Annotated in this window: 19 protein-coding genes; 16 read left to right on the plus strand and 3 right to left on the minus strand. The window is 57.3% G+C overall.

The window, feature by feature from the left end:
- The 3 genes from ACR3E7_RS20450 to ACR3E7_RS20460 are packed head-to-tail and all read right to left on the minus strand — an operon-like array spanning position 1 to position 2851.
- A complete protein-coding gene (locus ACR3E7_RS20450) occupies positions 1-537 on the minus strand; it encodes a TRAP transporter small permease (RefSeq protein WP_170771993.1) in 537 nt (178 codons plus the stop codon).
- Positions 538-595: 58 nt separating this feature from the next.
- The gene (locus ACR3E7_RS20455; protein ID WP_480503861.1) at positions 596-1576 is read right to left on the minus strand and encodes a TRAP transporter substrate-binding protein; all 981 of its coding nucleotides are present in this window, start codon (positions 1574-1576) and stop codon (positions 596-598) included.
- A gap of 33 nt (positions 1577-1609) precedes the next feature.
- Positions 1610-2851, minus strand: coding sequence for an NAD(P)/FAD-dependent oxidoreductase (locus ACR3E7_RS20460; RefSeq protein ID WP_480504075.1), 1242 nt, complete (start codon positions 2849-2851; stop codon positions 1610-1612).
- A 94-nt stretch (positions 2852-2945) separates the two neighbouring features.
- On the opposite strand from ACR3E7_RS20460, the gene ACR3E7_RS20465 reads away from it, so the two are divergent.
- From ACR3E7_RS20465 to ACR3E7_RS20540, 16 genes are all read left to right on the plus strand, one after another.
- Positions 2946-3644: a GntR family transcriptional regulator gene (locus ACR3E7_RS20465; RefSeq protein WP_480503862.1), complete on the plus strand. Its 699-nt coding sequence runs from the start codon at positions 2946-2948 to the stop codon at positions 3642-3644.
- Entirely contained in the window at positions 3644-4390 is a 747-nt protein-coding gene (locus tag ACR3E7_RS20470; protein ID WP_480503863.1) for an aspartate/glutamate racemase family protein, read from the plus strand. Before ACR3E7_RS20465 ends, ACR3E7_RS20470 begins: the two co-directional genes overlap by 1 nt.
- Positions 4387-5514, plus strand: a complete 1128-nt coding sequence (locus ACR3E7_RS20475) for an enolase C-terminal domain-like protein (RefSeq protein WP_480503864.1) — start codon at positions 4387-4389, stop codon at positions 5512-5514. Before ACR3E7_RS20470 ends, ACR3E7_RS20475 begins: the two co-directional genes overlap by 4 nt.
- Entirely contained in the window at positions 5514-7241 is a 1728-nt protein-coding gene (locus ACR3E7_RS20480) for a thiamine pyrophosphate-binding protein (protein WP_480503865.1), read from the plus strand. The genes ACR3E7_RS20475 and ACR3E7_RS20480 overlap by 1 nt, the downstream gene beginning before the upstream one ends.
- A gap of 257 nt (positions 7242-7498) precedes the next feature.
- Positions 7499-8659 carry a helix-turn-helix transcriptional regulator gene (locus ACR3E7_RS20485; RefSeq protein WP_480503866.1) on the plus strand — a complete coding sequence of 387 codons (1161 nt, stop codon included), beginning with the start codon at positions 7499-7501 and terminating at the stop codon, positions 8657-8659.
- Between the two features lie 212 nt (positions 8660-8871).
- On the plus strand, positions 8872-10647 hold the full coding sequence (locus ACR3E7_RS20490) for a di-heme-cytochrome C peroxidase (protein ID WP_170789267.1): 1776 nt from the start codon (positions 8872-8874) through the stop codon (positions 10645-10647).
- Positions 10648-10695: 48 nt separating this feature from the next.
- On the plus strand, positions 10696-12981 hold the full coding sequence (locus ACR3E7_RS20495) for a S8 family serine peptidase (protein ID WP_480503867.1): 2286 nt from the start codon (positions 10696-10698) through the stop codon (positions 12979-12981).
- The gene (locus ACR3E7_RS20500; RefSeq protein ID WP_480503868.1) at positions 12981-14138 is read left to right on the plus strand and encodes a trypsin-like serine peptidase; all 1158 of its coding nucleotides are present in this window, start codon (positions 12981-12983) and stop codon (positions 14136-14138) included. Before ACR3E7_RS20495 ends, ACR3E7_RS20500 begins: the two co-directional genes overlap by 1 nt.
- Positions 14138-15265 carry a trypsin-like serine peptidase gene (locus ACR3E7_RS20505; RefSeq protein WP_480503869.1) on the plus strand — a complete coding sequence of 376 codons (1128 nt, stop codon included), beginning with the start codon at positions 14138-14140 and terminating at the stop codon, positions 15263-15265. Before ACR3E7_RS20500 ends, ACR3E7_RS20505 begins: the two co-directional genes overlap by 1 nt.
- Before the next feature lie 121 nt (positions 15266-15386).
- Positions 15387-16073: a GntR family transcriptional regulator gene (locus tag ACR3E7_RS20510; RefSeq protein ID WP_170771973.1), complete on the plus strand. Its 687-nt coding sequence runs from the start codon at positions 15387-15389 to the stop codon at positions 16071-16073.
- Positions 16070-16372: a DUF1330 domain-containing protein gene (locus ACR3E7_RS20515; protein WP_480503871.1), complete on the plus strand. Its 303-nt coding sequence runs from the start codon at positions 16070-16072 to the stop codon at positions 16370-16372. Before ACR3E7_RS20510 ends, ACR3E7_RS20515 begins: the two co-directional genes overlap by 4 nt.
- A gap of 296 nt (positions 16373-16668) precedes the next feature.
- The gene (locus ACR3E7_RS20520) at positions 16669-17271 is read left to right on the plus strand and encodes an amino acid synthesis family protein (RefSeq protein WP_170771969.1); all 603 of its coding nucleotides are present in this window, start codon (positions 16669-16671) and stop codon (positions 17269-17271) included.
- Positions 17243-18055 carry an alpha/beta fold hydrolase gene (locus tag ACR3E7_RS20525; RefSeq protein WP_170771967.1) on the plus strand — a complete coding sequence of 271 codons (813 nt, stop codon included), beginning with the start codon at positions 17243-17245 and terminating at the stop codon, positions 18053-18055. Before ACR3E7_RS20520 ends, ACR3E7_RS20525 begins: the two co-directional genes overlap by 29 nt.
- Complete coding sequence (locus ACR3E7_RS20530; RefSeq protein WP_170771965.1) at positions 18052-18972, plus strand: flavin reductase; 921 nt, start codon at positions 18052-18054, stop codon at positions 18970-18972. Before ACR3E7_RS20525 ends, ACR3E7_RS20530 begins: the two co-directional genes overlap by 4 nt.
- Before the next feature lie 4 nt (positions 18973-18976).
- Positions 18977-20014: an LLM class flavin-dependent oxidoreductase gene (locus ACR3E7_RS20535; protein WP_480503872.1), complete on the plus strand. Its 1038-nt coding sequence runs from the start codon at positions 18977-18979 to the stop codon at positions 20012-20014.
- A 9-nt stretch (positions 20015-20023) separates the two neighbouring features.
- Entirely contained in the window at positions 20024-21490 is a 1467-nt protein-coding gene (locus tag ACR3E7_RS20540) for an aldehyde dehydrogenase (RefSeq protein ID WP_480503873.1), read from the plus strand.
- The last annotated feature ends 174 nt before the right edge of the window (positions 21491-21664 follow it).

The raw sequence follows: 21664 nt of genomic DNA on the forward strand, positions 1-21664 counted from the left end.
CTACTCTCCGAAACTCTGATCGACGAGATCACGCTGAATCCGGTGATCGCCCCGGAAAATGACGTGTACGAGGTGATCGGTCAGCGAGATGGCGAGAATGCCGCCCCCGACGACCATGACAGATTGCGGAATCCATAATGGCGTCGCATCCTGTGCCTGGCTGACTTCGTTGAATTTCCAAGACCAGTACGTGAACCAATAGGCGTAATACACAAAGTACCACATCACCGCTGCCGCAATGGTGAAGCACCAGATTTCCAGCACCCGACGAAACGCCTGCGGGACAGCGTTCAACAGGATCGAAACCCGGATATGCGCGCCCCGGTTCAACGCATTGGCAAAGGCAAAAAAGCTGGCCGCTGCCATCGCATAGCCCGCGTAGTTCGCCGCGCCGGGAAAGATTTCACCCGTCCAGCGCGCCACCATCTGCGCAACGATCAGCAACAGGATCGCAATCAGGCATAACGCGGCCAGTACACCGGCCGCAAAATAGAGAAAATCGAGAAAGCGGCGCAGGCCGCGCAAGGCACCCGTCATAGGTCGGTCTCCGGGGCAGAAAAGGCCCGGACCAGTGCAGAGGTCCGGGCGAAGGTACTTATTGCGCTGCGTTATAAGCGTCCAGAATGGCCGCACCGGTATCTCCCGCCGCTTCCAGCCATTCGGCGGCCATGGTTTCACCCACGCCCCGCAGATCGGACATCAACTGGTCACCCGCCGGAGCAACCGTCATGCCGCCTTCGGCCAGACCTGCCAGGGTGAAGCCGGTATATTCCTTGGCGCGCCATGTCCCCGCGTATTCGGCCAACTCGGCACAGGCCTTGATCACGTTCTTGTTCTGATCAGAAACGCCGTTCCAAACGTCGTTATTGATCAGCATGTAGTTGCGCGGCAACCACGCGTCGACGGAATAGAAATGGCTGAGGCTTTCCCAAACTTTCCGGTCATAACCCGTAGCCCCAGACGACACCATCGACTCGGCCACGCCTGTCGCGAAGGCTTGACTGATCTCAGCCGCTTCGATGGACACGGGCAGCATCTTGGTCAACTCGGCCATGCGGGCTGTTGCATTGTTGTACGAACGGAACTTCAACCCTTCCATATCAGCGATGGAATTCACTTCCTTGTTAAAATACAGCCCCTGCGGCGGCCACGGTACAGAATAGAGCATCGTCATGTTCTGCTCGGCTAGCAAATCCTGCACGTGCGGCAGCGCCACTTCGTACAGTTTCTCATGCTCGTCAAACGAGGACACGAGGAAAGGAACCGAATCCCAACCGAAGATGGCACTTTCATTCTGATGTCCGGACAGCAGACGCTCACCAATCGGCACCTGGCCGGTTTGAACAGCGCGTTTGATATCGGCCCCTGCATAAAGCGACCCGGAAGGGTGCGTGGTAATCTCGATCTCACCGCCGGTTCCGGTGGTCACACATTTGGCAAATTCCGCACCGGTTACTGAATGAAAGTTCGAGCCCGAATACGCCATGGGCAGATCCCACTTTTCCTGTGCAGCAGCGGGAAGCCCCAACACGGTCGCCGTGGCAATGGTTGCACAAGTTGTCGAAATTTTTGTCATTTTAGTCTCCCTGATAGTCAAAACTTCGCGGCTTCATGCAAAACGCATGGGATCAAATGCACCGATGTCGGTGTTGACTGGTTGGCCCGCGACAAGACCTGCGACGATCCTTCCCGTTTTCGGGGCACCGGTCAATCCAATGTGGTGATGGCCAAAAGCGGTAAACACCCCGGTTTCTCGCACCTCTCCAATCAGAGGCAAGCTGTCCGAGGGGGCCGGACGATGTCCAAGCCAGGGCACCTCTGCCTTGTATGTCAGGTTTGGAAAGGCCGCCTTGGCCTTACGACGCAACAGGTTCAGGGCTGCATCATTGGGGCCTGCGTCCAATCCGCCGAACTCGACCACTCCGGCGCAGCGCAAGCCCGCAGCCATTGGCGTTGCCACAAATTTCCCGCTGGCCACCATGATGGGATGGGACGGGCCACTTTCGGCGTCTTCGAATATGATGTGATAACCGCGCTCGGTCTCAAGTGGAACGTCCAAACCCAGCTTCTGCATCAATGGCTTCGACCAAATACCTGTCGCTAGTATTAGCTGATCGCAAGGATGCGGTCCTGCCGATGTCAAAACAGCGGACACCTTATCGTCCGTTATCTCGACATCCTTGATCTCGGCCTGCTGAATTGTACCGCCCGCAGATTGGAACACGTCTGCCAGAGCTTTTACATATCCACCGGGGTCCCGGACATAGCCATGATCGGCCATCGTTGCCAACAAACCGACCGAGGGCGCAAGGTTTGGCTCAAAATCTCGCAGCGCACTTCCTTCGCGAATGATCGGTTCAAATCCCGCATCCCGGCGCAGACCCCAAGTGTAGCTGTCCGCCTCGAAGGCCGCTCGGTCGGCATAGGCAAAGGAATAATCACTCTCCTGCACCCAATCCGAGGCGGTTGTACCCGCGACCAGAGACTTGTGTTGCTCGACACTGTCGGCGACGATTGTGGTCAACCCGCTGGATATGCGGCGGGTGTCGCTGTCATTTGCGGTGCCCAGATACTTGATCAGCCATGGCAGCAATTTCGGAAAGTATCCCCAGCGCATAAACAGCGGAAAGTCCTGGTTCATCAGCATCTTAGGCGCTTTTCGCACCAATCCCGGTGCCGTCACCGGCGCAACCGAACAGGCGGCGATCACGCCTGCATTGCCATGAGACGTGCCCTCGCCCGGCGGAAGCCGATCTATGATCGTCACGTCTGCATCAGAAAAGCGGCGTAGCCAGATACCTGTCGATACGCCGACAATTCCCGCACCTGCTATGATGATCCGTTTTGGAATGGTCTCACCCTCTTTCTGTATACAGATCAATGCACAGTATTGCCTTCAAAGCAAGCCTTGCGTATTTTAGCTGCAAATCTCAGGGAAAACGGTTGTGACACTCGCAGTTTCCAATACCGAAGACACAGTCAGCACAGTTTATGCGCAGCTGCGATCCATGGCCGCCTCTTTTGCGTTCAAACCGGGCGAGCGGATCAACGAATCCGCACTGTCCCGCGACCTTGGAGCCAGCCGCACCCCCTTGCGCGAGGCTTTGAACAGGCTGGTGGCCGAAGGGTTCGTCGATTTTCATGCCGGGCGTGGATTTTTCTGCCGGGCCCTGACCGATGAGCGGATTACCCATCTGTACCAGGCGCGCATGGCAATAGAGTGTGAAACAGCACGCCAAGCAGCACTACGCGCCGGGTCCGACGCCCTAGACGACATCAACGCCTCGCTGGACAGTACAGCAGACGAATATGCCACGTGCTCGGATCCCTTGCGGTTGTTGGAGCTGGACGAGGCGTTTCATATGAGCCTTGCGCGATTGGCGGATAATCCCGAACTGACGCGGCTGCTGACAACGATTTATGACAAGATCCGATTTGTGCGCGCGGCAGACCTGCGCAGCTTGCAGGCCGCTGGGCGGACCACAACCGAAAGGCATCGCATCATACTGAATCTGGTCCGGAATGGGGACGCAGAGGGCGCAGCGAAAGCGATGCGCCAACATATCGAAAACCGTGCGCAGCATGCGTCAGCCGCCGTGCGCCTTGCCTTCGCAGATCTTTATGCCCCGCAGGATACACCCTGATGACAACATTTGGCGGTAAAACCGTATACGGAGCATCGGTCGGCATCCTGATGCTAAACACCCAATTTCCCCGCATTCCGGGCGATATCGGCAACGCCGGCACCTGGCCCTTCCCGGTGCAATACAAGATTGTCTCAGCGGCCACGCCAGACAATGTGGTCCGCGGCGATGCAACCCCGCTGCTGGGTGCATTCATAGAGGCCGGACAAGAACTGGTGGCCATGGGCTGCGATGGCATTGCCACAAATTGTGGCTTCCTCGTCCCGTTCCAAACCAAACTTTCGCGCGCGCTTGGGGTGCCTGTTGCATCATCCTCGCTGCTTCAGGCCCCGCTGATCCGTCAATCCCTGCCCGCCGATCAGGAGCTGGGTATCCTGACGATCTCGTCCGAAACGTTGACCACCGCCCATCTTGATGCCGCCGGCATCCCCGAGGGAACTCCGGTCGCCGGCACGGGTGCCGGGTCTCATTTCACCACGCACGTGTTGGGCGATGCTGCAGAGATCGACTTTGAACAGGCGCGCATGGACAATGTTCGCGCAGCCCAAAAGCTGGTCTCGGACCACCCCAATATCGGCGCGATCCTTCTTGAATGCACCAATATGGTCCCCTACGCCGCCGATATCCGCCGGGCGACGGGGCGTCCCGTTTTTTCCATCTACACCTACCTGCTTTGGTTCCAGTCTGGCTTGCTGCCACGGCGGTTCCCACCGCATCTTGACGATATCCCGCAGGACCAGCCATGAGCGACCATCGCATCATCGACCTGCGTGTCCATTGCGTTCACATCCCGGCGCAGGCCGTCCACTCCCACGGTTCGGGCGATGTGGGCGGTATAAACGCAGCCCTGTGCGAATTAACCACAGATAGCGGCCTGACCGGATGGGGTGAGGCTTCACCCTGGCCCGTCTTTACTGGCACGCTAGAGGCCGCCGCCGCCGCGCTGCATGTGCATCTGCGACCGCACGTCGTTGGTCAGGATCCATGCCAAGTAGAGCCGACCATGACGCAGGCGGATCGCGTGCTGGTTGGTCATCCCGAAGCCAAAGCCGCTCTTGAGTCGGCGCTCCTGGACCTGACCGGTCAGATCACCGGGTTGCCCATTGCCGAATTGGTCGGCGGTAGGCATCGCGGCGAAATACCGTTGAGCTTTTCGGTTGCGAATCCCGATTTCGGGGCCGACCTCGAAGATATTGCCCGCTTGTGGAGCGATGGGGTGCGCCTGTTCAAACTCAAGACCGGGTTCGCCGATCATGCTTTCGACCTCATGCGGCTGGAACACCTGCGTAACACATATGGCGAGGCAATACGCCTGCGGATCGACTATAATCAGGGGCTTCTGGCCTATGACGCCATCCGCCATATTCGCGACCTTGAAGCTTTCCGCCCGGATTTCGTCGAACAGCCGGTCCGGATGCATGAACGCGAGGCGTTGGCCCAGATCACACGCGCCGTCGATGTCCCCATCATGGCGGACGAGGCCGTGTTCAACGTGCATCAGGCGCTTCAGGGCGCCGGTGATCGCATTGCAAACATCTTTTCTTTAAAGACCGCCAAATCAGGCGGCATCCGGCGCTGTATCGAGATCGCCGCGATCGCCCGCGCGGTGGGGATTGATGTCTACGGAGGCTGCATGTTCGAAACCTCGATCGCGCACATGGCAGGCGCCCATCTTATGGCGGCCATCCCCGACCTGACGCTGGGGTGTGAGTTCTACATGTCCACTTACTATGCCCAGGCCGACATTGCGCAGTCGCCCTTCCCCGTCCGGAACGGTCATGTGCAGGTTCCCAAAACGCCGGGGCTGGGCGTCGCCCCGGACCCCGACATGTTGGGGCGGTATCGCACCCAGCTTTTGAAGGACACATGATGGCCGAATTAATACGAATGAACGGCGCGCAGGCTTTGTTGCGGATGCTTGAGCTGCACGATGTGACCCATGTGTTCGGCTTGCCCGGCGAGACAACCATTGGTTGGTACAAGGAATGGCGCGCCAATTCGGACATTGAATTCGTCCTCACCCGCGACGAACGCACAGCCTCATACGCGGCCGAAGCCTATGCCAAGATCACCGGCAAACCCGCCGTGCTCGAAGCACCAAGCCCCGGCGTCACCCATTGCAGCCCCGGCATCACCGAAGCGTTTCTCAGCTCGGTGCCGGTGATTTTCTTCTCGTCCGATATCCCGATCAATCAGGACAAAAGGCACGGGCTGACCGGGGTCGATCAAACAGCACTGTACGATAGCATCTGCAAGGAATCCTTCACGGTCACGAACGTCCGAGAAATTCCGTTTCAGCTGCGCCGAGCGTTTCGCGTCGCGACCTCGGGCCGCCCTGCCCCTGTTCATATCCGCATCCCGATCAACATCTTCGGTGAAGAGGCCGACCTGAACGACCTTTATGCCGAACCGGAATACGCAGCCTATCCGGCGCACCGGCCCGTAGCCGATCACGGCAAGTTGCGGGGCGCCATCGACGCGTTGCTTTCGGCCAAGAAACCCGCGATTGTCTGCGGCCAGGGTGGGCTGATCTCGAAGGCAGGTGACGTCATTTTGGAACTGGCCGAGCTTCTGCAAATTCCGGTCGGCACGACCACGCCTGGCAAGGGTACTATACCCGAAGATCACCCCCTGGCCTTACGGGTCATCGGTGCGCGTGGTGGTATGGAGTATTCCAACCAATATGTGCACGACGCCGATCTGATCTTTTTCATCGGGTCCAACACCGACAGCGCCGCGACCGATCATTGGAAACTGTATGGCGACCCACAGAACAAGACCTTTCTGCATCTCGACATCGCCGAGGCCCATATCGGCAATAACTTCCCGGTCAAGATAGGCCTTGCCGGTGATGCCCGTGCCAGCCTGGCCTATATGCTGGAAATCCTGAAATCCGAGCATCCGGGCTTGACCCGTCCCCGTATTGATCTGACCCAGACAAAGCGCACTGCGCTAGACAAAGTGTTCAACGCGAATATCCCGATGCCAGAGGGAACGATATCGCCCGTGAAGCTGTCGCAAGTGTTGGACAGGATCATGCCTGCCGACGCAATCGTCACCTCCGAACCCGGCGTCAGCGCTATTTACCCTTCTGCCCTGCTGACCTTCCGAGAGGCCGGCCGTCGCTATATCACCAATTATTCGATGGGCGCGTTGGGCTATGCCATTCCTGCGGGTCTTGGCGCGTCTTACGCCACCGAAGGTCCTATCATCTCACTAACGGGGGATGGGTCGATCGGGTTTGTTCTGGGAGACATGGAAACCATAAAGCGGTCAGGCAAGAATGTGACCATCATCCTGAACCGCAACGACAGTTTCGGTTGGATCCGGGGCGAGGCCATCTTGCTGGATGACGTCGACGCACCCTGGACAACCGATTTCGGCGCCGTGGACTATCTGAAAGTGGCTGAAGGCTTCGGCTTTGAGACTGCCCGCATCACATCCGAAGACGAGATCGAGCCGATCCTGACACAGGCGATATCAAATCCTGGCGCGAATTTTATCGAAATCATGGTCCCAACGCAGGACAAGATCATCCCCTTTGTCCCGAATTGGGTCCGCGTGGCCCGAACGAAAAATCTGCCTCATTTCTATTGATGGCCCGGGACAGCTACAAAAACTGCTCCTTGTGAATCGCCCCAGCCTTCCAGAGGGGCGGCCAGCAGATCATCCTCGAGAAGGTGCTGTCAATTCCACGACAGGCCCACAAGCTGCATGTCGGAAGGTAGCCCATGCGTCATTGCACAGCGCCGGACACAAAGAGGCCAAGTTTCTGATCTAAGTGAAGATTAAGGCCATTCTGGCCACTGGTGCATTGTTGCGACAAAACTGTTCTATGAGTTAGGTTATCTGGCATGACATCCTTACAGAGTGACCTGATACAAGCCATCTACGACACCGTTGTCGCCCCCGAGGGCTGGCAGGACGTGTTGGACCGGGTGGCTGAGGCGGTGGACGCACGCGGCTGCATCATGTTCGACCTCGTCGAAGATCCTTATGGGAAACAACAGCTTGTCGCCCCTTTCATGTCGTCGCGATATGATCCGGCGGCAGTCGCGGGCTATGCCGAGGCATTCGCCAAATGGGAAATTGAAGACCAACGGCTTTTTGCTCGTCATTCCTCGATGGGTGACCATATAGACGTCATTGGTGAGGAAGTATTGGCCGAAACGCCCGAGGCCGTCGCCCGCCGTCCCAATGCTCAGGCAATGGCCGAATTCGGCATCATGCATCGTGGCGGCGCGTTGCTCAGCCGTGACCAACCGATGCGCGATCGGTTTTCCGTCCAGTTTTCGCGCCGCCACGGCCCATTGGGACAATCGGACAGAGCAATTTTATCAACCCTTCTGCCCCATATGGCAAAGGCCTGCGAATTGGCGCGACCCGTTCGACAATTTAGGTTGAGGTCTCAGGTTCTGGTTGACGCAATCGACCAGTTAAGGATCGGGATTTGTCTGGTTCGCGCGAATGGAACGGTGCTGGTCCACAATCAGGAGTTTCAGCGCCAGCTGGAAGAGGTCCGACTATTCCGCGTGACGCCCGAAGGCCGGTTGGAACCCCAGGCCGAAAAACACGGCGACTGGTTTCGTCGCATGACCCGTTCCGCAGGAAAACATGGCCGATTTGGTGCCCGACCCCGGAAAGAAGCCTTGGCTGCCGAAGATGAAACCGGACCTGTTCTGGCGGTTGAGATCGTGCCGCTTGCGTCGGATCGTGTTCTTGGCGAGCCTATTGAAAATACATTCATGGTTTGCAGTCTCGATACAAGCAGCGGCTTGGAACTCAACCAAGAGATGATCGACAAAGTACTTAAGCTGACCCCGTCGGAAAGCGCTTTGGTTACGCTTCTGGCTGAGGGCATGACAAACCGCCAGATCGCTGAACGCCGAGACCGTTCTACTGACACCGTCAATGCACAGGTTAAGACGCTCCTGTCTAAGACGAGTTGCTCTAACAGAACACAACTTATACGGCGCGTTTCCAGTATTGGCGGGCAATTTTTGACCAGCCGTTAACCCATTTGGGCGATGCGCCCGATAGAAATTAGCGGCCAAATGAATTGGACTAGGTTGGAGGAGCAATTACCATGTCTATTTCACTAGTTAATTATTTTCAGGGACCAATACTAACCGCTGTGAGTGTAACGGTTGCTACTTCTCTGGCTTCTCCGACCTGGTCACAATCAACTCTGCCGAAAATCGCAACATCGTGCTCACAAGGGGATGCGATGTGCCTTGATCAGGGCTGGAGTGATGAGCGCCGCCAATGGTGGTACACGACATCGCAGGGATCTCGCCTGTTGCCGCTGGACTGGGCCTTGGCGCTAAAGTCGGCAAGTGGCGAAGATGAACTGTACAGCTCGGAAAGCCTTGGCGCATTCGGGTACCTCCCCAACCCGTATTCGCAGGACAACCCGTATGGATTGCCAGTCGGCTTTGCCGTGGACCATGACTCATCTGAAGATGCCGACCTGATGTGCGACCGTTTTCCAACAATGTGTAGCGCTGGCACAATGCGCGCACCTTGGGTTGGAATGAACTGTTCGGCCTGTCACACGACGGAAATCACCTTTGACGGGCAGCGCGTTCGCGTTGAAGGCGCGCCGACGCTGGCGCGGTTCGACGATCTGGTCAACAGCACGCAGAGCGCGCTTGAAGCGACGATTGCCGACCCAGATCGGATGCATGAATTCGCGCGCTTGGTGCTGCACGGCCCGGTGAATGACCAGACCAAAGCCGGTCTGGCAACTCAGTTGCAGGAACAAATCGACTGGATGGCGGCGCTACACGACATCAATCATTCCGATGTCACAGCCGGGCCCGGCCGTTTGGATGCCCAGGGTCACATCCTGACAAAAGTGTCGATGGTCATCGGCGCAGAGACGCCGTCAAATGCGTTCTCTGCCGATGCACCGGCCAGCTATCCGTTTATCTGGAACACACATCAGCAAGCCAAGTTGCAATGGAATGGAATTGCCGAAGCCAGTGAGCCGATCCAGGTTTGGGGACGTGACACCGAGCTGACAGCACTAGTCAGGAACGTTTCCGAGGTTATTGGCGTGTTTGCTCATATTGAGGCCGATGACGGCTGGGCGATACGCGGCTATGACAGCAGCGTGCGCGTGCGCAACATGGTTGGATTGGAACGCCTGTTGTCGCAGATGACATCCCCCGTTTGGCCCCAGGACGTGCTTGGAGAGATTGATGCGCCCTTGGCGGCAAGGGGCAAAGATCTGTTCGAGGCGAATTGTAGGGGTTGTCATGCGCATCTCGATCCCACAGATCTGGAATCGTCCGCGCAGATCGAGATGTTTGGCCTTGATGAGGCGGGGACAGATGTTTTCCTAGCTTGCAATACCTATCTTCGCACAACCGACGCAGGGAACACTGCCGGGCAACGCAGCATTCCTCTGAAGGGCGAGTGGATCGAAGAAACGGACGCGATCCACAAGATGCTGACCAATGCCGCCAGCGGGGCCATTGTCGGCAAGCTGGGTGAACTGGCCGATGCGGTATTTTCGCAAGTTGAACCAGAGGATGGGCGGGTCGGTTTCAGCGGCACGGGTGACAGTCCAATCTTGCCCGGTGTTGCGGACGAGGAAAAACGAGCCCAGGCAAAGGAATGTCTGAACACTGATCACCAGCTACTGGCTTACAAGGCGCGCCCTCTCAACGGGATTTGGGCCACTGCCCCCTATCTGCACAACGGATCGGTTCCCACACTTTATGATTTGCTTTTGCCTGCCGTGGCCCGCAACGTCGGTGAAGAGGTGACCGTCGCCGGTCCAGTACGCCCGGAAGAATTCGGTATCGGCTCTCGCGAGTTCGATCCCGTTAAGGTAGGCTATGTCAGTGATGTGCAAAATGCACCCTGGGTGTATCGCGTGCGCGATTCCGCCGGAAATATTATTCCGGGAAATTCAAACGCCGGTCACGATTACAACAATTCTGATCTGACCGACGACGAACGTTGGGCTATCGTGGAATATCTCAAAGGGCTGTAGGTGCCCATGAAGCTCCACGATCCTGACCAAGATCAAGGGAGAGATGGCATGTTGCATGGAATAACTCGCGCGTGTTCATTGGGACTTGTTCTAAGCGCAGTAGCGACCTGTGCTCTGGCCGAGATGCAAGACCAAGAAGTCTTCTGGACTGCACCAGCGGCAACCGGAGTTGAAGCTCAGCGCGCGCAGGAAGACCTTTATCTGAATCTGTTCAACACGGGCCGGCTTCGCTTCAAGTTGGTCCCGATGGGGGACCATAAGCGTCTTGAAGACGTGATGCGGGATCAGGGCGCTTGGGTCGGACCGATGACTGAGCCGGTAGCCGCGATGCTTTGCGCGGTCAACGGATCAGGTTGCAATCTGACCACAGCGCCAGTTGCCCAGGCACAGATAACCGACCACGGTGCGCATGTAGCCGGAATAGTAGGCGTCGGTCAGAACTGGACAGTCGGGAAGAACGATCTTGTCTGGATTCCCGATGTTGAAATCGTGCAGGTTTCGACCCCTGCCCCGGCCGAAAATGACGCTCGAGTCGAGATCAGGGGATTAAACGTCCAAAACCGGTGCCTGAGTGCAGATTATTGCGTCAATGACTACCAGCCCGATATACCTGGTTGGAATGTCAAAGGTCGCCTGCGCGAAGTTGTGGTGGCCACCCGCGACGCCGAAGGTCAGGGGCGCGCTCTGAAACTGATACCAGAGTTGAACGCACGTATTGAGCTGAGCGAAGACCCGTTACCCGACTACCAGTCAATCAAGTCTCAGAACAGCCTGCCCTACGATTTCCGCGACCCCTCTTTTCTGAAACTGGATGCTGGAATTGGGGCGGGCATTGTCGGTACCTTCTCAATCGAATCCCAAAGCACAACGTCGGATTCAAACGTCCACGCCCTGAGCGGCTACCAGCGTGAGCCGCTATCTGAGCACAGCCAAAAACTGTTTGATCATTTCTGCAACACGCAGCTGCACGGTAGCTGCCCGGATTTGTCCGACAAAAACCTGGACGGCCTTGTTATCGGTGTGATGGATCAGACACCGGAACATCGCCATTGCGATCTTGATATCAATGCCAAGGTTCTGGTCGACAACGAATTCGTTCCAACGCAAGCCTCCGGAGAAGCAGACGATGATGCGGCATCAACTGACACAGCCGTCGGGTGCGATACCATGCGACTGGCCGGGCAGGTGCAGGGCATTGACCACGGAACTCATGTCCTAGGCATCATTGCAGCACCCCAAAACCAACGGGGCATAAGTGGGCTGCTGGGTGGGTTTGAGGACCTTTCTTATCTTCTCATACCGTTCAGTGAAACCGATGGCGTGCTCATCGACGAAGCCAAGGCACGCCAATTGGCCGATGCAATCGACAGTGCCGGATCCCTAAACGTCAGCGTCATCAATCTGAGCTTTTCCTACAACCTTAGGAACATAAGGCGCGCAGATAAGATTGGGGAAGCGATCAAGAAATGGCACCCCAGCATTCTGTTCGTTGTCGCCGCCGGCAAGGGCGGAAACCTGTTCACAGCGCCACCGGTCTCGTTCGGACAACCAGACGAGCTGCCGCCCTGTCTAAGCCCGCCAGCTTGCTATGCCAGTCACGTCGAGAACATCATCGGCGTGGTTGGATTGGAAGCGGATCAGGACAATCTGAAGTTGCTCCACAATCTAAGCGACCCAACACAGTTTCGAACAAACTACGGGGCTTCTGTTTTTGACATCGGTGCGCCGGCTCGGGATATCCTGTCGACCGTTGGTGTGGATGGATTCGGGCCGCTGTCGGGAACCTCGCAAGCGGCACCGCAAGTGACGGCAGCCGCCGCGCTTTTGAAGAAAATCTCAGGCGCGAACCCGATCCAGGTCCGCCAACGGCTGACCTATACAGCGCGTATGTCGATGGATTCCATCGACAAAATCAACGGCGGTGCCTTGGACGCCACCGCTGCATTGCGCATTGACAAGGACTGGTTGCACATGGCCGACAACTGCAAGGTTGCGGGCGAATTCATCACGCTTGTCCGTGTCCTTGACGGAACGCCGCAAGAGGGCAGTTTCGATATCGTCCCCAACGACCAAGGCCCGTGGAGATATGTTCCGAAATTCGACATGCGCCGCATCCACTGGAATGCCGACGAAAACAAGGGCGTGTTTTTCTTTCGCGACGGACGCAATTTTACACGAATGGTCGCCTCGTACCTGTCTGCGCAAGGAAAGCAACATTTCTTGCGGATGCGAGTCGACCGGGCGTCCGAGGATTGCGCCGACAGCGTCAAGCCAGGTAGTGTGGCAGAGTTTCAATTATCACAAGTCGTCGACTATATTTCTCAGATGGACTGATGAGAGTGCGAGTCGCCTTCATAGCAGCTGTCCTGGGCGTTCTGGGCTACGAAGTCGCCGCCCAACCTTATGTAGGCAGCATAGTTGAAGACATCTCGACACCACTCGCCTTTCCGCCTGATCAAGACGGGCTGACCTGCACAGGGTTGGTGTGGAACTTTCGCGTGGACGCGCCCGTACTTCCGGGCAACATCAAGCAACCCGAAATGAGGGTCCATCTGAACAATTTGGTTTTGCCCGACAACGACGCGTTTCACATCGAAATCGCAGACACATCGGGCAATGTCGTCGAAACGCTGGATCGGGCCGTTTTGGCGGGTCGCTCTGATATCTGGACCCTTTCAATCTCAAGCATTGCCGCAGAGGTATCGGTATTTGGTTGTGACGCCCTGACAGGGTTGGCTTTCGAGATCGACCAAATTGCATTTCCCTTTGAGGATTTGGAGCTGGAATCCCTTTACGGAACCAGCGATCTGATCGAAACGAACAGCTATACCGGCGCCGACAGCGATCTTGTTACCGAAAGCGCTAGCTCCGTCGCGCGCCTGTCGGTTATCAAAGACCGGACGGAAACCTATTGCACGGCGTTCCGGATAGGTCCTGATCTGGTGCAGACCTCAAGTCATTGCATTTCAGATGAAACGGACTTTTGCGAAACCACTCAGATCTGGTTTGACTATCACAAAAACGAATTTGGCCTACCCATTACTGGCCAAAAGGTCCGATGTCTTGAAATCGTCGACAGTGCCGCCCCCACCCAGGCGGATACGACCATTCTGCGAGTTCATCCCGAGCCGCATGCGGCCTACAAAATTGCCAGTTTCACGCCCGATTCACCGCAAGAAGGAGACCCACTGTTTGTGCCGCAACACCCCGGAGGGCTTCCCCAGAAGCTTTCAATCGTCGACTGCGTTCGCCAGGAAGATATGCGCACTCAGACACATCCCAACGCCTACGGCCACACTTGCGATACACTGCGAGGATCGTCAGGTGCCCCCGTTTTCAATCTGGCCGGAGAAGTCGTTGGCCAACACCGCGCGGGCCACACTAACCCCGAGGTCACAAATTGCCTGAACCTTGCGACACTTCCCCATTTGCTCGACCTGTCCACTGGCGTAACCGGGCAGACCACGACAGCAAGCGCAGAGGCCTGTTGATGCCTAGACCAAACACTCCAACCGACGTATTGCTGTCGCTTGTGCTTGTCGCAGTATGGATTGCCTTTCCCGGCCCAACGGTGGCGCAACCCGTCTCCAAAGAAAACCCCAACGCAGATCAGCAAGCGATGGTCGATCACTGGACACGGCAGGCTCTGTCTGACGCAGTGAACGCCGGATTGCCTGTCCCGCAAGCCAACTATGAGGATCTTCTGCTGGCAGAGCCGCATCCGAGAGAAGCGTCTCAGTTGCTCGATGGACGGTTCACTGGCGAGACCGATCAGATCGCTCCGCAGGATGTCAATATCGCAGACCCGAAATCGGTTGCGTCCGTGCAAGAGGAAGCCGCGGGCATTGCCTCGGACGGTGCGTTTTTCTCTAGTTCTCGTCTTGTCCCGATGGATGCCAGGTTTCACTATCCCTACAGATTGAACGGTAAGTTGTACTTCACCAAATTCGACGGCAAGAATGAGGTCTGTTCAGCAGCGGTTCTACGCCCGAGACTGCTCTTGACCGCAGGGCATTGTGTGCATTTCGGGCGCAATAAAAGCTCGGGGTTCTACAAGAATTTCAAATTCGTACCTGCGTATCACGAAGGCCACGCGCCCTATGGTGAATGGTATTGGACCTGGGTTGGCACAACCCAAAGCTGGTCAGAATCCCGTCGAAAATTTCCCAACAGCGCAGATTTCGCAATCATCGAAGTAGCCGATCAGAACGTCAACGGACGGATGATGCGGATCGGTGACATCGTGGGATGGGCGGGGTTTCGTACTTTCGCGCTTTCGCCCAATCACACTAAACAAGTAGGCTACCCGCAGAACCATGACAGCGGTGAGATCATGCATCAGGTCGATAGTGCATGGCATGCCGACGGTCAGGAAGGTGTTTCATTCTATGGGTCAGACATGCGCAATGCGTCTTCCGGCGCTGCCTGGTATGAGAATTTCGGTGTACAGGCGACCGGCCAGGTTGGAGCTCTTTTCGCCAGCCCAAACCGCATCGTAGGAGTGACATCCTTTGGTTTTGCAGAACAGGGAAAAATGATTCAGGCGAGCTCGCAACTCAACGATGAATTTCTGGACCTGCTATCCGTAGCCTGCCAACGCAAGATCGGAAATTGCTGACGATCCCTTTTCAAAGCCACTCTTGTGACCTGTTGATTTGCGAGTTGCCGATGGAACACCATCATACGGTCCATCATTTCTAACTTGTCATATTTGAGACCGGTGAATAGACATTCGGCCCATGACAACAGCCAAGCTCGCAAAAATTGATCACCAGCCCGCCACTCTGCGCGATATGGTGCAAGACAGGATGCGCGAGGCCATTGTCGAAGGTGTGTTTCAACCGGGCGAGCGGCTAGTCGAACGCCCGCTATGCGAACAGCTTGGAGTGAGCCGGACAGTCATTCGGGAAACGATCCGCTATCTTGAAGCCGAAGGGCTGGTTGAGATCTTGCCCGGTCACGGGCCTATTGTCGCCTCCATGAGCTGGGATGACGCCCGTCAGATTTATGATATTCGTCGCCTGCTTGAAACGGCTGCGGCCGAGCAATGCGCGCGCAATATCGACGAAGACATCACCCGCAAGCTGGGGGCTGCGCTGAAGCGATTGCAAAAGGAATCCAAGGGCAAGACGCGGGGGGCTTTGTTCCGGGCAACTTCGGATTTCTACCAAGTGGTCTTTCATGGCGCAGGACATCACATTGCCTGGGAGGTCGTGCAACGTTTGAACGGTCGCATCAGCCGGCTTCGCATGTTGACACTGACCTCGGCTGACCGTACCCGACCCGGCATTTCTTATATGGAAGACATTTTTTCCGCGGTCGTATCAGGCGATCCCGCCGCAGCGCGACTTGCCATTCAGCATCATCTGGACGAGGCGACTTCGGTCGCGGAACGTGTGTTTGCATCGCAGGATAATGGGCAATGACAGATCGACCAAAAGGCTATTGGATCGCCAATGTCACCGTGTCAAACGCTGAGGCCTATTCCGACTATCAAGCGCTTGCACCGGAAGCCTTTGAAAAATACGGCGGCCGGTTTTTGGCACGGGGGGCGGCGGAAACGCTAGAGGGCCAAGACTGGCAACGGCGCGTCATTATCGAATTTGACAGCATTGAACAGGCTCGGGGTTGCTACAATTCGCCAGAATATCGCCTTGCACGCGAAAAACGGGCCCATGCTTGTCAGGCGGATATCGCTCTGATCGAGGGGTTGAACGGCGGCTGAGTTGCCTGGCCAAGCGCCATGAAGGCTCGAACACCTTGTATTCGCCGCAGGCGTATCGGGGCGAGTTTGGAATCAAGACGCGTCGCCGCATGGTTCAAGTCCATAAAACTCCAAACTCATCAATGTCTCGCCGTTATACTGAGCGGTATCTAACCTTATTCCGCTTTCCAAACTTCATAACCTGACTTTTCGCACGCCGCGGAGACGCCCGGCCAAGGTGTTTTCAGGATTGACATCTTGGTCGATGGTATACCATCTTACCTTATAAAACCACGACCTGCGATGGAGCCACAGCAATGCCTGCTGAAATTCGAAAAACACTGCTGCATGTCGAAGAGACGCTGATTGAAGGTGGCAAAACCGCCGAGACCCCGCTGAAGATGATCGCGGCGATTGCAGTGATCAGGAACCCCTGGGCCGGTCAGGGCTTTGTCGAAGACCTGCGCCCTGCGATTCATGATTGCGCACCAGGGCTGGGCGAGTTGCTAACCAGGATGATCCTGGATGCATCCGGCGGCGGTGACAAGGTCGAAGGTTATGGTAAATCCGCCATCGTCGGCGTGAATGGCGAGGTCGAGCATGCCTCGGCCCTGATCCACACGCTGCGGTTCGGCAACCACTATCGTGAAGCAGTGGGCGCGAAGTCCTATCTGGCCTTCACCAACACCCGTGGCCCCGCGAGCGCGCCGCTGCAAATCCCGCTGATGGACAAGAATGACGGCGGCAGACGCAGCCACTACCTGACCATTCAGCTTTCAGTCGCCGATGCGCCCGCGCCGGATGAGATCGTAGTTGCTCTGGGGGCATCGATTGGAGGACGTCCGCATCACCGTATCGGTGACCGCTATCAGGACCTCAAGGAATTGGGCCATGACGTTGACAACCCTGCGGCTGTCTAAGCCTTTCGGGCGCGTTACCTATTGCGAGGCGGGGCGAGGTGCCCCGCTGGTCTTGATTCATGGCGTGGGCATGCAGTCGGCTGCATGGCAGCCGCAGATTGAGGCGTTCTCGACGCAATACCATGTCATGGCGCTGGATATGCCGGGACATGGGGGCAGCGACGCGTTGGGCGGCACGCCAAAGTTACCGGACTATGTGGCTTGGTTGCACGCGGTTGTCGCCGCTCTGGATTTGGGGCCGGTCTGTTTGGCCGGGCACTCGATGGGCGCTCTGATCTCGGGCGGGTATGCCGTAACTCACCCGCAGAGGGTGGCGCGTGTTGCTTTGCTGAATGGCGTTTTTCGCCGCACGCAGGCTGCCCGAGATGCAGTAACAGCCCGCGCGCTTGAGATCCGCAAGGGCAGTTTTGATCTGGAAACGCCGCTAAAACGGTGGTTCGGTGACGCCCCGGCTGAACAGGTCGCCAGCGCCAAAGTGGCTGGTTGGCTGTCTTCGGTGAACCTTAAGGGCTACGCTGATGCCTATGGGGCCTTTGCGGATGGGGATGAGGAATATGCGGACGGGTTTGCCAAAATCCCTTGCCCATTGCTGGCGCTAACCGGCGCGCTGGACCCAAATTCGACGCCTGAAATGGCGCAGGCCATGGCAGATGCAGCTCCGCTGGGGCGCGCCGCCACCATCGAAGGTGAGCGCCACATGGTCAATCTGACAGCGCCCGAACAGGTCAATGCGATACTGGCCGACTGGTTGCAGACCCCGATGGACGAAAGGGAAACCGCATGACGAGTTTTGATCCACGCGCGCTGAGGAACGCGTTTGGGGCATTCATGACCGGCGTCACGGTTGTGACGACCCATGATGAAGACGGCAACCCGCTGGGCTTTACCGCGAACTCGTTCAGCTCGGTGTCGCTGGATCCGGCACTGGTGTCGGTCTGTCTGGCCAACAGCTCGCGGAACTATGAGGCGTTTGCCAATTCCAAGGGCTTTGCCGTCAACATCCTGTCGGAATCGCAAAAGGATGTGTCCAACACCTTTGCCCGCCCGGTCGAAGATCGCTTTGCCGCCGTGGACTGGCACCCCGGTCCTGTGGGGTCGCCCGTGTTCGTTGGCGTCTCGGCCTGGTTTGACTGCTCGACTTTCAAAACGGTCGAGGCCGGGGATCACCTGATCCTGATCGGCAAGGTCGAAGCCTTTGACACCTCGACCGCACCGGGGCTGGGCTATGCCCGTGGCGCCTATGTCACCCCGGCCGCCGAAGCGGAAGCGCTGAGCCAGAGTACAAACCTGATCGTCTCGGCCCTGATCGAGCGTGAGGGCAAGGTACTGCTGATCGGAAATGATCAGGGTCGTCTGACGTTGCCCGAAACCAAGACCGGAAAGAACGGGGCCTCAGCCGCCCTGAGTCGTCTGATCGAGCAATGCGGTGTCCGCGCCGAGCCGGGGTTTATCTATTCCGTCTACGAAGACGAAGCGCGCGAACAACAGCACATCTCGTTCTTGTGCCAGGCGGTCGAGGGGGAACCCACCCAAGGCACCTTTACCGAACTGACTCAAACCACTCTGATGGACATTGCCGATGCCGCGATGTGCACCATGTTGGAGCGGTTCGCTCAGGAAAACCGCATGGGCAATTTCGGGGTCTATTTTGGCAATCAGGTCAGCGGCAAAATCCGCCCGATCTCATCTGAAAAAGAGTGACGCAATGAAGTTTTCGCTTTTTGCACATATGGAGCGCATCGATCCGAAGGATGATCAAAAACAGCTGTATGATGAGTTCGTTCAGCTGTGTCAGATCGCGGATGAAGCCGGGTTCAACTCGGTTTGGACGGGTGAACATCATGGGATGAACTTCACTATCGCCCCGAACCCCTTCATCAATCTGGTGGACCTGGCCAACAAGACCAAGAATGTGCGTCTGGGCACGGGCACAATTATCGCACCCTTCTGGCATCCGATCCGTCTGGCCGGTGAGGCCGCGATGACCGATCTGATCACCGATGGCCGGCTGGAACTGGGCATCGCGCGCGGGGCTTACTCGTTCGAATATGAACGCATGATGCCCGGTATGGGCGCGTGGGAGGCTGGCCTGCGCATGCGCGAACAGGTTCCGGCGATCAAAAAGCTCTGGGCCGGGGACTATGCGCATGACGGCGAATTCTGGCAGTTTCCGAAAACCACCTCTGCCCCGCAGCCGGTGCAGAAAGACGGTCCGCCGATCTGGATCGCCGCGCGCGACCCCAACAGCCATGAATTCGCCGTGTCAAACGGTTGCAATGTGCAGGTGACGCCGCTGTGGAATGGAGACCCCGAGATTGAATCACTGATGGGCAAGTTCAACGACGCCTGCGCCAAATTCCCTGATCAGCCGCGCCCCAGCATCATGCTGCTGCTGCACACCTACGTTGCCAGCGACGCGGACGATGCGAAACAGGCCGCAGTCGAGTTAAACCGGTTCTACAACTATTTCGGCGCCTGGTTCATGAACAAGCGCGAGATTAATCAGGGTCTGATCGATCCGCTGTCAGACGACGACATCGCCGCACATCCGTTCTATACGCCGGAAGCGATTCAGCGCGATTTGGCCATCGGAACCGCCGAAGAGCTGGTGGAACGGCTGAAGAAATACGAGGCCCTAGGATATGACGAGTATTCTTTCTGGATCGACAGCTCAATGCCGTTCGAGCGCAAGAAAGCCTCGCTTGAACGGTTCATCTCGGATGTGATGCCAGCCTTTCAGTAAGGACAGAATATGCAACAGTTTCAGCAGTATATCGACGGTGCTTTCTCGGACGGAGCCGCACAGTTCGAAAGCAGGGACCCGGCAACCGGCCAGCCCTGGGCCTTGATGCCCGAGGCCCGCGCCGAAGATGTGAACCGGGCCGTTAATGCTGCTGAGCGGGCATTTTTGGATCCCGAATGGACCAATATGACTGCAACGCAGCGGGGCAAGCTTTTGCTGCGTTTGTCAGATTTGATCGCGGAAAATGCACCGCGTCTGGCCGAGTTTGAGACCCGCGATACCGGTAAGATCATTCGCGAGACGTCCGCCCAGATCGCCTATGTGGCCGAATACTACCGCTACTACGCCGGTCTGGCTGACAAGATCGAAGGGGCTTTTCTGCCCATCGACAAGCCGGACATGCAGGTCTGGTTGCGGCGTGAGCCTGTGGGCGTCGTGGCGGCGGTGGTTCCCTGGAACTCGCAACTGTTCCTGTCGGCGGTCAAGATCGGCCCGGCTTTGGCGGCGGGGTGCACGGTCGTGCTGAAAGCCAGCGAGGAAGGCCCCGCGCCGATGCTGGAATTTGCTCGAATCTTCGATCAGGCGGGTTTTCCCAAGGGCGTTCTGAACATCATCACCGGATTCGGGCCTGATTGCGGATCGGTCCTGACCAGCCATCCGAAAGTGGCCCATGTGGCCTTTACAGGCGGCCCAGAAACCGCGCGCCATATCGTGCGCAATTCTGCCAACAATCTGGCCTCAACCTCGCTGGAACTGGGCGGAAAATCTCCGTTCATCGTGTTTGAAGATGCCGATCTCGACAGCGCCGTGAATGCGCAGGTGTCGGGGATTTTCGCGGCCACCGGGCAAAGCTGCGTGGCCGGATCGCGCCTTGTGATCCAACGTTCGATCAAGGACGAATTTCTGGCACGCTTGAAAGAAAAGGCCGAGAATGTGGTGATCGGATCACCTCAGGACATGGCGACCGAGGTTGGACCGCTGTGCACCCTGCGTCAGCGCGACCGGGCTCTTGACCTGATTGACCGGTCCGTTGCGCAGGGCGCGCGACTAGTCATTGGCGGGCAGGTGCCCGAGGGTGCGGGGTATTTCTTCCCCCCGACCATTCTGGATTGCACCGACGCGCCCGATGCGCCCTGCGTGACCAATGAATTCTTTGGCCCTGTTCTGTCGGTCCTCAGTTTTGAGACCGAGGCCGAGGCGCTGGCCATCGCCAATGACACGCAGTTCGGTCTAGCCTCGGGCCTGTTCACCCGCGACCTGACCCGCGCGCACCGCATGATGCGGGGCATTCGTGCGGGCATCGTCTGGGTAAACACCTATCGCGCCGTCAGCCCGATTGTGCCGTTTGGTGGCTTTGGCTTGTCAGGGCACGGGCGCGAGGGAGGCGTTGAGGCAGCGCTTGAATACACCAAAACCAAAGCAGTGTGGCTGCGCACCAGCGATGACCCGATCCCGGACCCGTTTGTGATGCGGTAGCTGCGGCTATTCGCGTGCCCGACAGCTGCGAGTTTGTGCATAAAACCATGAAAAGCCTGACCAGGACGACAAAGAGGCGCCAGCCTTAACGCTGTTGAAAATTCCTCATTGGGATTGAATGCTTTTTGAGGGGCGTTCACAGTAAACCCTGATTGGAATGTTGGACTTCAAACC

This window comes from Ruegeria sp. BK1 (assembly GCF_056535645.1).